Origin of the sequence: Mycobacterium intracellulare ATCC 13950, from assembly GCF_000277125.1 — a bacterium.
GTDB classification, from domain to species: domain Bacteria; phylum Actinomycetota; class Actinomycetes; order Mycobacteriales; family Mycobacteriaceae; genus Mycobacterium; species Mycobacterium intracellulare.
The window spans coordinates 2,203,298-2,215,688 of record NC_016946.1 but is presented as its reverse complement, the minus strand read 5'-3'; the positions used below and the strand labels follow the sequence as shown (position 1 = coordinate 2,215,688).

Here is a 12,391-nt window from a genome sequence, read left to right as displayed (position 1 = left end):
AATCTTGGTGATGCACGTTACACCTTCAGTCGAAGACGTAAAGCGGCAGCGTCATCGGAATGTCCAGCGAGCTCAGCAGGCCGGCGGGTGCGGTGACCACATACGGGATCGCGTTGACCACCCGCATCGCCGTCGACGCCATGGCGGCGTGCCCCGCGCCGTGGCCTTCGGCCTCCCCCATCCTCATCTCGCAGTGGACGTCGGGATCGCCGTCGATGTCGACCCGATAGGTGGCGTCGGACTCCGAGGTCGGCCAATCGGGCGCGACGTCGCGGGCCATCCGGATGACGTGTTCGATCACGATTGCCTCGCGACCGTTCACCACGCCCGCCGCCCGGGTCCGCACGGCGCCGCAGGTGCCCGCCTTGATGGTGCCGAATGCCACCTCGATGTCGCGGTCGGCCAACCGTCGGTCCAGGGAGCCACGCACCTCTTCCACCTCGACCCCCAGGCCGCCGGCGATCAGGTATATCGGTGCCTGCCAAGCCATTTCGATGAAGCCGGGCGTGGCGAGCATCGGCTGAAACTCCAGCGGGTGGCCGAATCCCATCCCGTTCATCATCACGTCGGCCACCGGGTAGTGGTCGTTGAGCGCGACCTCGCTGGCCGTGATGGTCCGGATGCGCTTCGACTGCGTCGTCATCAGCAGCGCGAGCTGATCGGAGGCGAAGCCGGGAAAGATGCCCGACGCGTAGAACGAGGCGCCGCCTGCGGTGGCCGCCGCCTCGAGCTGGTCGCGCCAGTCCGGGGCGAAATACGACGGCGGATGCACCAGGCTGGTCGACGACGTCGACACGACGTTGATGCCGGCCGCCAGCAGCCGCAGATAATCGGGCACCGCCGCCCCGTCGCGCTCGGGACCGCTGGCCGCATACACCACGCAGTCCGGCTTGCACGCGATCAGGGCCTCGGCGTCGTCGGTGGCCGCCACCCCGAGCGGGTCGCCACCGGCCAGCTCCCCCGCGTCCCGGCCGACCTTGTCCGCCGAATGTACCCATACCCCAACGAGTTCCAGGTTTGGGCGCCGGTTGACGGCGTCGATCGCGACCTTGCCGACGCCGCCGGTGGACCACACGACGACACGCAGGGGCTGTTGGATCGACACCGGTGCTCTCCTTTTATTGGGTGGCGGCGCGCGCGGCGCGTTCTAGGTAGGGCCAGGCGACGTCGGGGGCGCTGCCGCCGCACAGCGGGTGCAGCGGCAGCGGCCAGCCGCCACGGACGTACTCGGTTGCCTCGGCGGTGGTGAAGATGCGGTAGGGGCCGCCCTCCGCGCGCAGTGCGTCCACGCCGTCGGCCCGGGTGATGCTGGCCACCGAGTCGTCATGGGGGCGGTAGGACGCGGCCATCACCGCGTCGTGCACCAGGTGCGGGCCCAACTCGTCCCAGGCCCGGCCCACGTCGTCGGCCACGACGCCCGGAGGCGCGAAAAACTCGGATTCGGCCCTCACCGCTGCAGACTAACCTAAAATTTGTTCGTTAAGATAGTGCCTGCTTTCTTAAACCTGACCGCTCGAACCGGCCGCGCGCGTCGCGAACATACGAAAACCGCGGCGGCCGTTGGTCTTAGACCAGCGGCTGATATGGACTTGAGGAGGAACGAAATGACGACTCATCGCGTGGTGGTGTGGGCGACCGGCGGCATCGGCTCGATCGCCATCCGCGCCCTCGCCCGGCGCCCGAATCTGGACCTGGCCGGCGTCTGGGTGCACTCGGACGACAAGGTCGGCAAGGACGCGGGCGAACTGGCCGGCGGGGAGCCGATCGGCGTGGCAGCCACCAACGACGCCGACGCGCTGATCGCGTTGAAGCCCGACTGCGTCATCTACGCGGCCAGCGGCCCGGAGCGCGACGCGCTGGCCATCCCGGACTACGTCAAGCTGCTCGAAGCCGGGATCAACGTCGTGACGACCAGCACGACGCGGCTGGTCAACCCGCACGCCTACGAACCGGCGGAGTGGCGCGACCAACTGGTCGCCGCCGCCAAGCGGGGCCAGGCATCGCTGTACGCGTCCGGGATCGAGCCGGGCTTCGCCGCCGACTACCTGCCGCTGGTGCTGTCGACCCAGTCGTCGGTCATCGAAAAGATCCACTCGTTCGAGATCGGCCTCTACGACGATTACGGGGTTCCCGACATCATGAGCGACGCGCTGGGTTTCGGCCGCCCGCTCGACTACCAACCCTGGATCAGCTTTCCCGGCGCGATCGCCGGCGAATGGCAGGGCCAGATCCGGTTGATCGCCGACGCCCTCGGGGTCGAAGTCCAGGAAGTCCGCGAGGGTTTCGATCGCGCGGTCACCAACGGGACGCTGGAAGTCGCGATGGGCACCGTCGAGGCCGGAACCTGTGGCGCGCTGCGGATGCAGGCGATCGGGGTGGTCGACGGCCGCGAGGCCATCGTCATCGAACACGTCACCCGGCTCGCCCACGACGTCGCGCCCGACTGGCCCATCGGGATCGGCGACCTGTCCTATCGCGTCGTGATCACCGGCGACCCCGACCTCGACTGCACCCTGGCGGCGACGCTGCGGGATCCCGGCCGGGCCGGGATCGCGGGCATGACCTCGGGGGCCGGCGCGATGGTCGCCACCGCGATGCGCGTCGTCAACGCGGTGCCGTATGTCGTTGCCGCGAAGCCGGGATTGCTCAGCTCGGTCGACCTGCCGTTGACGATTCCGAAGCACGCGTTCGCCACATAATCTGCCCGAGTGACTTTTAATCCCTTCGAGGAGCTCACGCTCGAGCAGTTGCGGCTTCGCACCAGCATGAAATGGCGGGCGCATCCCGCCGACGTCCTGCCGCTGTGGGTCGCCGAGATGGACGTGCACCTGCCGCCGACGGTGGCCGAGGCGCTGCGCAGGGCCGTCGACGACGGCGACACCGGATACCCGTGCGGCACGGCGCTGGCGGAGGCGGTCAGCGAATTCGCGGCGCGGCGCTGGGACTGGGACGACTTGGAGGTGGGCCGCACCGCGCTCGTTCCCGACGTCATGCTCGGCATCGTCGAGGTGTTGCGTCTGGTCACCGATCGCGGTGACGCCGTCGTCGTCAATCCCCCTGTGTACGCACCGTTTTACGCGTTCGTGGCGCACGACGGCCGCCGCGTGATCGAAGCGCCGCTCGCCGAGGGGCGCATCGATCTGGGCGCGTTAGCGGAGGCCTTTTCCCGGGCCCGCGCGACGCACGGGAACGTGGCCTACCTGTTGTGCAATCCGCACAACCCGACCGGCACGGTGCACACGCCCGAGGAGCTGCGCACGGTGGCCGAACTCGCGCGCGGATACGGCGTCCGCGTGGTGTCCGACGAGATCCACGCGCCCGTCATCCTGCCGGGATCGCGGTTCACCCCCTTCCTGACCGTCCCCGGAGCGGAGAACGCCTTCGCCCTGACGTCGGCGTCCAAGGCCTGGAATTTGTCCGGGCTGAAGGCGGCGGTGGCGATCGCCGGGCCGGAGGCGGCCGCCGACCTGGACCGGATGCCGGAGGAGGTCAGCCACGGGGCCAGCCATCTCGGCGTCATCGCGCACGCCGAGGCGTTCCGCAGCGGCGCCGACTGGCTCGACGCGACGCTGTCCGGCCTCGACGCGAACCGGAAGCTGCTGGGCGAGTTGGTCGCCGAGCAGCTGCCCAGCGTGAAATATCAATGGCCACAAGGCACTTACCTGGCGTGGCTGGACTGCCGGGCACTCGGTATCGACGAAGAGGAAAGCGATGGCCTCGCGGTGGTCGCCGACCTGTCCGGACCCGCCCGCTGGTTCCTCGAGCACGCCCGGGTGGCGCTCAGCTCCGGCCATGTGTTCGGCACCGGCGGAGCCGGGCACGTGCGGCTGAACTTCGCCACCTCACGCGCCATCCTCACCGAGGCCCTGTCGCGCATGGGCCGCGCCCTCGCCGGCGCTCAGTAGCGGCGCGGGGGCTACGCGGAGATTTCTTCGGTCCCGCGCCCCAAGTTGCGGAACCCCTCGGCGGGCTCCCGCATGCCCAGGGTGAACGGCAGGGTGTTGAACTCCAACTTCATCGTCGCGCCAAGCCGGCGCAAGAAACTGCGCTCGGACTCCACGGCGGGAACCTGCAACGACGCGAGGTCGATGTAGTGCGTCGACGTTTCGCCGATGCCGTCGAACACGTGCAGCATGGGTGTGCACAGCCCACGCATCGACTCGTCGAGGCATTCCGCGACGGGATCGGTCATGAGCACGTATTCGGCTACCGGCACCATGTTTTTCAGCATTCGGTGCACCAGGATTACATCGAAGCCGGCCAGCTCGACATGGCGCTTCACCTTCTGATCCGCCACCTCGCCCACGTGCACGACGAACTTGAGCGACAGCTTCTCCAGCTGCGCGCAACTCGCGCACTGGCAGGCGATGTCGTTTTTCATCCGCTCCCGTCGCTCCAGGAACGACGTGCGCATCCGTGACAGCCGCTCGCACACCACCACTTTGGCGTTGGTGTCCGGTGCCCAGAAGAATGCGGCGTCGCCCTCGAGCTTGGCCAGCTTCAGCCCCTTGGCGGCGTTGATGACCGACTCCAGCAGGCCCGCGACCGTCAGCTGGGCGTGGGCAAGGTGCGTCCGGTTCCACTGCATGTAGTGCGTGTAACCGCCGATGTCGGCTATGAGCAGAACCGCGCGCCGAATTGCCATGAATAAGCCAGTTTAATGGCCGGCGCGGCCCAGCTCAATGAATCTCCCACTAGACGAATGCGCCTCGGCGAGAGAGGCTAGCAGAGGTGCCGGTTCACCGGAGGAGCTGATATGCATGTGCTGCGAACCCCGGACTCCCGTTTCGAAAACCTGGAGGGCTACCCGTTCGTAGCGCATTATCTCGACGTCACGGCAAGCGACACCCGGCCGCTGCGCATGCACTACCTCGACGAGGGGCCGATCGAAGGGCCGCCGATCGTCCTGCTGCATGGCGAGCCCACGTGGAGCTATCTGTACCGCTCCATGATCACGCCCCTGACCGACGCCGGGAACCGCGTGCTGGCACCCGACCTGATCGGTTTCGGCCGGTCGGACAAGCCCAGCCGCATCGAGGATTACACCTACCAGCGGCACGTGGAATGGGTGGTCTCGTGGTTCGAGCACCTCAATCTGTGGGATGTCACGTTGCTCGTGCAGGACTGGGGATCGTTGATCGGGCTGCGCATCGCCGCCGAGCAGCCCGACCGCGTCGGGAGGCTGGTGGTGGCCAACGGTTTCCTGCCCACGGCGCAGCGGCGCACCCCGCCCGCCTTCCATGCCTGGCGCGCCTTTGCGCGCTACTCCCCCGTGCTGCCGGCGGGACGCATCGTGGGCGCCGGGACCGTCCGCCGGGTGTCGTCGAAGGTGCGGGCCGGGTATGACGCCCCCTTCCCGGACAAGACATATCAGGCCGGGGCCCGCGCGTTCCCCCAGTTGGTCCCCACCTCGCCCAGCGATCCGGCGATTCCGGCCAACAGGAGGGCGTGGGAGGCGCTCGGGCGCTGGGAGAAGCCGTTCCTGGCCATCTTCGGTGCGCGCGACCCCATCCTCGGGCAAGCGGACACCCCGCTGATCAAGCACATCCCCGGCGCCGCGGGCCAGCCGCACGCCCGCATCAACGCCAGCCACTTCATCCAGGAGGACCGCGGACCCGAACTGGCCGCACGCGTCCTGTCGTGGCAGCAGGCCCTGCTCTGAGACGGCGGGAGTACGCGCGGCCGGATGCCGAGAAACTGTACCGGCCGATGACGATCTTGTAGGATGATAATCCCTGCACTGGCAACGCTTCTACTTAAAGCGTTGCGGCGCAAACAGTCCAGTACCCGAGGAGCCGACGTTGGCCAAGCCGCCGAGTGAACGTCACTCCGGCATTGCTGAACTCGACGAACGAATCCCGTTTCTCCTCGCGCAACTCGGCGCCCATATCAGCAGCGACTTCCAGCGCCGGCTTTCGTCGATAGGGGCCGACCCCCGCACGTACGCAGTTCTGCTGGCACTCGCTAGTGCCGACGGCCAATCCCAGCGTCAGCTCTCCGAACGCCTCGGGATCCACCGCAATGCCATGGTTGTGGTCATCGACCAGCTTGAACAGCGAGGACTCGCAAAGCGGTTACCGCGCCCCGAAGATCGGCGCGCGGTCGCTGTCACGCTTACCGCCAAGGCCCGCCGCCTGCTGCCCGCGCTGCATGAGCAGGGCCGCGACCTCGAAAACGAAATAGCCGCGCCCCTGTCTGCGAAAGAACGCGACACGCTGCGCCGCCTTCTTCAGCGCGTCGCCGCGGGGGCGGGGCTCATTCCCGGAGTTCATCCCCAACTGGCGTGATCGCCGGTCATTGACCAATCGGCCGGCGCGACGAGGCAACGCGCTCGTCGGCCGCATTCCCTAAGCCATACGGCGCGAAGTCACGACACCGTGCTGCCGGCGCCGGGCAGCGCGGCTTCAGTCTCCCTACATTCGGTCTGGCACCGTGCATAATCGTCATGTACCGTGATAATCACTAATCGTGACAAATTGGGAGCGAACGATGAAGACGGTCATCTTCGGAGCCAACGGGCCAACGGGTCGACTCGCCGTCAGATGCGCGCTGACCGCCGGGCACGCCGTGGTCGCCGTGACCCGACATCCACGCGAATTCCCCATCACGCACCCGCAATTGAGGGTTGTGGCGGCCGACGTGCGGAACGACTCCGCCGTCCGTGCAGCAATCGCAGGGGCCGATGCCGTGGTCTCGGCGCTCGGGGTGCCCTTCGCCCGCCGCCGGGTCGACACCTATTCGACCGGAACGACCAACATCGTCAACGCCATGCGTGCGTCGGGGACGCGCCGCCTCATCGTCGTGAGCTCCACGTCGGTACATCCCACGCGACGCCTGCACGCCCCGCGCTTGCTGCGTCTGATCGACCCCATCATCAGGACGACGATCGGTAAGACGGTGTACGACGACATGCGCCGCATGGAAACCATCGTGTGCGGCAGCGGCCTCGACTGGACGATCGTTCGGCCCTCCGGCCTGTTCGACCTGCCCGAGCCGACCGACTACATCAGCGGACCCATCGAGCCGGTGGGCGCATTCACCGCACGTATCGACTTGGCCGACTATCTGATTTCCCTCGTCACCGAATCGGCTTCCCTCGGGCGCATCGTGGTCATCTCGACGACCCAGTCCACCCCGACCCTCTGGCAGATGGTACGTCGAGAGGCGCTGTCGGCCAAAGACTCTGACTCGATACCGACGAGATGAATTCCCCGAGGAGGACACGGTGCACACCGCATATTTGATCGTGACATTCACTGCGATCGCCTTCGATGGATTCTCGGGTATCGCGGCGCTGGTTCACTTCGCGCCGATTCTGCCCGGGATGGCGAGCGCGGGCGTGCCGGTGTCGTGGTTGAGGTTTCCTATCGGCACCCTGAAGACATTGGGAACCGTGGGACTCATCGTGGGCCTGTGGATACCGGCAATAGGCATTGCCGCCACTGCGGGGTTGGTCATATTTTTTGTGTGCGCCGTGTACACCCATGTGCTGGCCCACGACATCACGGGCCAGATGATGTTCGGCGGATTCCTGCTGGCACTCAACTGCGCCGCCCTCGGCGTGGCGATTGCAGCACACCCGGCGGTCCTGTGAACGCCGGTGGCCGACGCGGCCCGACCACACGGGGACCGCTGCTGTTGGCGCGTGCCAGCACCGCATCGATGGTGGTGCTCGCGCTCGCGCAGGCCGCTTTGGCGGGCAATTTTCTCGGCGGCCAGTACGACGCGCTGATGCTGCACTCGCTCGGGGCGAAAGCGATCACCCTCACCTCTGCGGTGCAAATCGCTATCCTCGCCTGGATCTGGCGTCTCGGCGGCCCGCGGGGCGCGTTCTTGGGCGGCGTGGCGCAGACGTTGTTGCTCGTCGCCGAGTTCGCCGCAGGCGAACTGCGACTGACTGCCGTACACGTTCCGCTGGGCGTATTGCTCGTCGTCGGGATTGTCCAAGTGGCGGCGGTGATTTGGCGCACCCCGCTGCCGGCCCGGCGCGCCGTCGACGGCGAGGTGGCGCCGTGAAGCGGCGCACGCTGCTGCGCGCCGGCTTGCTCACGGCGGGCGTCGGTGTCGCAGGAGCGGGATGGCCCGCGGCGCAGCTGGCGCTGGGTCCCGCCGAGCCCGGCAAGCTGCTGCGCAGCCAGGTACCATTGCCGCCGCTCTACCGGACGCGGTTGCCGATACCAACACAGCTGGCCCCCGTCGCCAGCGACGCCGCAAGCGATTACTACGAAATCACCCAGCGCGCCGCCGACCTTCCGATACTGCCCGGCCTCACGACGCACGCCTGGACCTATAGCGGAACCTTTCCCGGTCCCACAATCGTCTCCCGGTCGGGACGGCGCACCGTGATCCGCCACCGCAACGCGTTGCCCGTTCCCGTTGCTGTGCACCTTCATGGCGGCCATACCCCGCCCGACAGTGACGGTTATCCGCTCGACCTGATCGAACCACAGGGCCCAAAGGTCACTCCCGGTGACGGCGGCATGGCGGCGGGAATGTCACGCAATTCCGTTGTCGGGCAACGCGAATACGTCTACCCCATGCAGCAACGCGCGGCGACGCTGTGGTATCACGACCACCGAATGGGCTACACCGGCCAAGCCGTCTGGCGTGGGCTCGCGGGATTTCACCTCGTGCACGACGATGAAGAGCTGGCCTTGCCGCTGCCCAAGGGTGATCGCGACATCGCGCTGATGATCACCGATCGATCGTTTGCCGCGGACGGATCGTTCCAGTACCCGCTCGCCGACGGCGGTGAGGTCGCCGGCCCCTTTATGAACGGCGTGCTCGGCGACGTCGTACTGGTCAACGGCGCGCCATGGCCCGTGCTCGACACCGATCCCGCACGGTATCGATTCCGAGTACTCAACGCCTCCAACGCCCGCCGCTACCGATTGCGGCTCGACCCGCCACCACCCGAGGTACCGCCGTTCACCCAGATCGGAAGCGACGGTGGCCTTCTGAGCAGTCCGATCACGCATGACGCGATCGACATCGCGCCGGCCGAACGCTTCGACGTCGTCGTCGACTTCTCCCGCTACCGTCGCGGCACCCGGGTACGGCTCGTCAACACCCTTGGCGCACAGTCCACTACGGAGGTCATGCGCTTCGACGTCCTCGGCACCGACCGCTCAGACGAATCAAGCATTCCCGAACGGCTCAGCGAAAGCGTTGCACCCCTGGACCGGAGGCGTGCCACGACCACCCGCACCTTTCTGTTCGGACAAGGCCGGGCCGGTCTGTGGACGATCAACAACAAGCCCTACAAGCCCGGCACTCCGATTGCGACGCCGCGCATAGGCGATGTCGAAGTCTGGCGCTTCATCACCGACATCCGGCATCCAATCCACGTCCATCTCAACCCGTTTCAAGTCCTGTCGCGCAACAACAAGCCGCCCGGGCGCTTCGATCACGGTTGGAAAGACACCGTCGACGTGGCCCCGTCCGAAGCCGTGGAAGTGATCGTGCGGTTCACCGACTATCGCGGAACCTATCTGGTCCACTGTCACAACCTCGAGCACGAGGACATGGCCATGATGGCGGACTTCGTCACGGTCTAGCGGTCCCTGGACGTAGGCCGGCGCAGGCCGGCGCGGCCGATCAGCCGGTAACCGCGAGTACGGCTTCCGCGAGCTCGGGACGGCACACCACGAGGTCCGGCAGCTTCGGGTCCGGCTGGTTGTAGGCCAGGGCGGACCCGTCGATGCGGGAGGTGTGCAGCCCCGCGGCGCGCGCCACCGCCACCGGGGCGGCGGAGTCCCATTCGTACTGCCCGCCGGCGTGCACGTACACATCGGACAAGCCCTGGACGATCGACGCCACCTTGGCGCCGGCCGAACCCATTTCGACCAGAACGCCGTCCAGGGCGTCCCGGACGTTCAGCGCGATGGCGGGCGGGCGGGTGCGCGAGACCACGATCCGCGGCTTGCCCGGCGCCGCCGGAGGCGACGCGATGTCGGGCGTGGCGAACGTGATGCCCTGCGCCGGCAGCGCCACGGCGCCGGCAACCAGCTCGCCGGCCTCCCATAACGCGACGTGCACCGCCCAGTCGTCGCGCCCGAGCTCGGAGAACTCCCGCGTCCCGTCCAGCGGATCGACGATCCAGACGCGCTCCGCGCGCAACCGCACCGGGTTGTCGGCGCCCTCCTCGGACAGCACCGCGTCGCCGGGGCGCTGCGCGGCGAGCGCAGCCATCAGAAAGTCGTGGGATCGCTTGTCCCCCGCGGCTTTCCGTTCGCTCGCTTCCGCGTCGGCGAACTCCTGCCGGACCCCGAGCAGCAGCTGGCCCGCGTCGGTGGCCAACCGCGCGGCCAGGTCATGGTCATTCATCGGCGCCTCCACGGAATCCTCAATAAGTTGGCAGCGATGACCAACTTTACCCTGAGAAGCCATCGCGGGTTGCCACCCCCGACCAGAAACTGGTCCGTAATCTGGTGGTTGTGAGCGGCAACGCCAACGTCCCTACATCGAGGCGGTTGCGGCACATCTCGCGGGGGCGTTTGATCGCGATCGGCATCGCGGCGGTCGTGCTGGTCGGGGTTTTGGCCGTCGTGGGGGTGCGCGTAACCGAAGGCAACCACAGCGCGACGGGTCCCACCACCAGCCCACCGCCGTCGGCACCGGAGAGCTTCGCCATCCCCGGCTGCTACAACCCGTCCGTCCCTCCGGTCGCGCGTCCCAAGAAGCTCAACGTTCTGGGGTGCGCCAGCGTGGCGGTTGCGCTGCAGGACATGTCGTGGAGCTCCTGGGGACCGCAGGGCGCCGACGGGACCGGCACGGCCGTGTTCAAGCTCTGCGACCCGAATTGCGCCACGGGATCTCAGCTGACCGAGCCGGTGGTGGTGCACGCGTGGAATCCACAGCCCCCCCGGCGCGAAGCCATCTGCCAGGCCGGCCTGGAGATCTTCGCCGACATGATCCTGGCCTTCCCCAAAGACGTCCCGCCACCGTCCGTGCAGCAGATGAACACGCAGTACGACGGAAAACCGGCCGTGCACTTCGCCAACTACGCCAGCGGCGACACGCGCGGCACCCAGTTCATCGGCTACACGTTCTGTAACTGACGCCCCTAGACCTGATGGCGGCGACCCGCTGTGCCGCCCTCGCGATCGCCGCTAGACCTCGATGACGACAGCGCCGCCCTGGCCGCCGCCGGCGCACATCGCCGCGACGCCGATGCCGCCGCCGCGGCGGGCCAGCTCGTAGGCCAGCGTGGTCACCATGCGCGCGCCGGAGGCCGCGATCGGGTGGCCCAGGCTGCAGCCGCTACCGGAGAAGTTCACCTTCTCCTCGTCGAGGCCGTATTCCCGGCACGCCGCGATCGGCACGGACGCGAACGCCTCGTTGATCTCCCACAGCGCCACGTCGCCGGGCGACAACCCGGCGCGCTGCAACACCTTTCCGATGACCTTGACCGCACCCAGGCCGCAGTCCCGTGGCGGCACGCCCGCGGCGGCCCACGCCCTGACCGTGCCCATCACGTTGAGCTTCTCCGCGTCGGCGTACTCGCGGTCGACCAGGGCGACCGCGGCCGCGGCGTCGTTGGTGCCGCTGCTGTTGCCCGCCGTGATCGAGAAGCCCTCGATCTCGGGGTGCAATACCTTGAGGCCGGCCAGCTTTTCGACGGTGGTGTCACGGCGGGGGTGTTCGTCGACGGCGAACTCGATGACCGAACCGTCCGCCTGCGAAATCTTCAGGGGCAGGATCTCATCGACGAACTTGCCCGCGTCCTGGGCCGCGACGGCGCGCTGGTGCGAGCGGGCCGCCCACGCGTCCATCTCTTCGCGCGTGATGCCGACGGTCTGGGCGGTGTTCCAGCCGACCGTGATCGACATGTCCTTGGCCGGCGCGTCGGGCGTCTCGACGTGCGTCGGCGGCATCCACCGCTCCTCGAACTTCAGCTCGGGTCCGGGGATGCGCCAGTTGGTCAGCGGCGTCATCGACAGCGACTGCACGCCGCCGGCGATCAGCACCCGCTCCATGCCGGAACCGATCTGCGCCGCCGCGTTGCCGATCGCGGTGAGGCTGCCCGCGCAATGCCGGTTGACCGATTGACCGGGGACATGCTCGAGGCCGGTCGCGGTGGCCGCATACCGCGCGAGATCGCCGCCCCCGTAATGGGATTCGGCGAAAATGATGTCATCGATGGCGGCCGGGTCCACACCGGACCGGCGCACCACCTCGGGAAGCACCGCGGTGATCAGCGTCTCGGGCGGCGTGTTGACCAGCGTCCCCTTGAAGGAACGGCCGATCGCCGTTCGGACGGCTCCAACGATGACGGGTGTACCCATGTTTTCAACCTCGAGCGGTCTGGCGGCGTTCAGTCGCGGCGAATCGTTTCAAATACTGTATAGACAATAGTATTGGTCTAAGTTCGGTGGGGGCCGGTCTGTGA

General features: G+C 67.6%; 14 protein-coding genes. 9 read left to right on the top strand and 5 right to left on the bottom strand.

The features are described 5' to 3' along the window. Positions 1 to 25: 25 nt before the first annotated feature. Positions 26 to 1,105, bottom strand: a complete 1,080-nt coding sequence (locus OCU_RS35340) for an NAD(P)H-dependent amine dehydrogenase family protein (protein ID WP_014379873.1) — start codon at positions 1,103 to 1,105, stop codon at positions 26 to 28. Positions 1,106 to 1,118: 13 nt separating this feature from the next. Continuing rightward, the gene (locus OCU_RS35335; protein ID WP_014379872.1) at positions 1,119 to 1,451 is read right to left on the bottom strand and encodes a hypothetical protein; all 333 of its coding nucleotides are present in this window, start codon (positions 1,449 to 1,451) and stop codon (positions 1,119 to 1,121) included. 153 nt (positions 1,452 to 1,604) lie between these two features. Between OCU_RS35335 and OCU_RS35330 the strand changes: the two genes are divergently transcribed. Beyond that, positions 1,605 to 2,699: an NAD(P)H-dependent amine dehydrogenase family protein gene (locus OCU_RS35330; RefSeq protein ID WP_009952288.1), complete on the top strand. Its 1,095-nt coding sequence runs from the start codon at positions 1,605 to 1,607 to the stop codon at positions 2,697 to 2,699. Positions 2,700 to 2,765: 66 nt separating this feature from the next. After that, on the top strand, positions 2,766 to 3,905 hold the full coding sequence (locus OCU_RS35325; RefSeq protein WP_373368552.1) for a MalY/PatB family protein: 1,140 nt from the start codon (positions 2,766 to 2,768) through the stop codon (positions 3,903 to 3,905). Positions 3,906 to 3,916: 11 nt separating this feature from the next. On the opposite strand, the gene OCU_RS35320 is transcribed toward OCU_RS35325, so the two are convergent. Continuing rightward, positions 3,917 to 4,645, bottom strand: a complete 729-nt coding sequence (locus tag OCU_RS35320; protein WP_008255737.1) for a DUF2652 domain-containing protein — start codon at positions 4,643 to 4,645, stop codon at positions 3,917 to 3,919. Between the two features lie 111 nt (positions 4,646 to 4,756). Between OCU_RS35320 and OCU_RS35315 the strand changes: the two genes are divergently transcribed. From OCU_RS35315 to OCU_RS35285, 6 genes are all read left to right on the top strand, one after another. After that, complete coding sequence (locus OCU_RS35315) at positions 4,757 to 5,662, top strand: haloalkane dehalogenase (RefSeq protein WP_008255736.1); 906 nt, start codon at positions 4,757 to 4,759, stop codon at positions 5,660 to 5,662. Between the two features lie 139 nt (positions 5,663 to 5,801). After that, positions 5,802 to 6,287, top strand: a complete 486-nt coding sequence (locus OCU_RS50380) for a MarR family winged helix-turn-helix transcriptional regulator (RefSeq protein ID WP_080587927.1) — start codon at positions 5,802 to 5,804, stop codon at positions 6,285 to 6,287. A 202-nt stretch (positions 6,288 to 6,489) separates the two neighbouring features. After that, a complete protein-coding gene (locus OCU_RS35300) occupies positions 6,490 to 7,206 on the top strand; it encodes an NAD(P)-dependent oxidoreductase (RefSeq protein WP_014379867.1) in 717 nt (238 codons plus the stop codon). A gap of 19 nt (positions 7,207 to 7,225) precedes the next feature. Further along, entirely contained in the window at positions 7,226 to 7,594 is a 369-nt protein-coding gene (locus OCU_RS35295) for a DoxX family protein (protein ID WP_014379866.1), read from the top strand. Beyond that, on the top strand, positions 7,591 to 8,016 hold the full coding sequence (locus tag OCU_RS35290) for a hypothetical protein (protein ID WP_014379865.1): 426 nt from the start codon (positions 7,591 to 7,593) through the stop codon (positions 8,014 to 8,016). The genes OCU_RS35295 and OCU_RS35290 overlap by 4 nt, the downstream gene beginning before the upstream one ends. Further along, entirely contained in the window at positions 8,013 to 9,557 is a 1,545-nt protein-coding gene (locus OCU_RS35285; RefSeq protein ID WP_014379864.1) for a multicopper oxidase family protein, read from the top strand. Before OCU_RS35290 ends, OCU_RS35285 begins: the two co-directional genes overlap by 4 nt. A 40-nt stretch (positions 9,558 to 9,597) precedes the next feature. Here OCU_RS35285 and OCU_RS35280 read toward each other — a convergent pair whose 3' ends face one another. Further along, the gene (locus OCU_RS35280; RefSeq protein WP_041787044.1) at positions 9,598 to 10,326 is read right to left on the bottom strand and encodes a 3'(2'),5'-bisphosphate nucleotidase CysQ; all 729 of its coding nucleotides are present in this window, start codon (positions 10,324 to 10,326) and stop codon (positions 9,598 to 9,600) included. Positions 10,327 to 10,472: 146 nt separating this feature from the next. Here OCU_RS35280 and OCU_RS35275 point away from each other — a divergent pair, with 146 nt between their 5' ends. Next, positions 10,473 to 11,060, top strand: a complete 588-nt coding sequence (locus OCU_RS35275; RefSeq protein WP_041787043.1) for a hypothetical protein — start codon at positions 10,473 to 10,475, stop codon at positions 11,058 to 11,060. Positions 11,061 to 11,111: 51 nt separating this feature from the next. Here the strand turns inward: OCU_RS35275 and OCU_RS35270 are convergent, their stop codons facing one another. Next, entirely contained in the window at positions 11,112 to 12,287 is a 1,176-nt protein-coding gene (locus OCU_RS35270; protein ID WP_009952300.1) for a thiolase family protein, read from the bottom strand. Positions 12,288 to 12,391 lie beyond the last annotated feature (104 nt).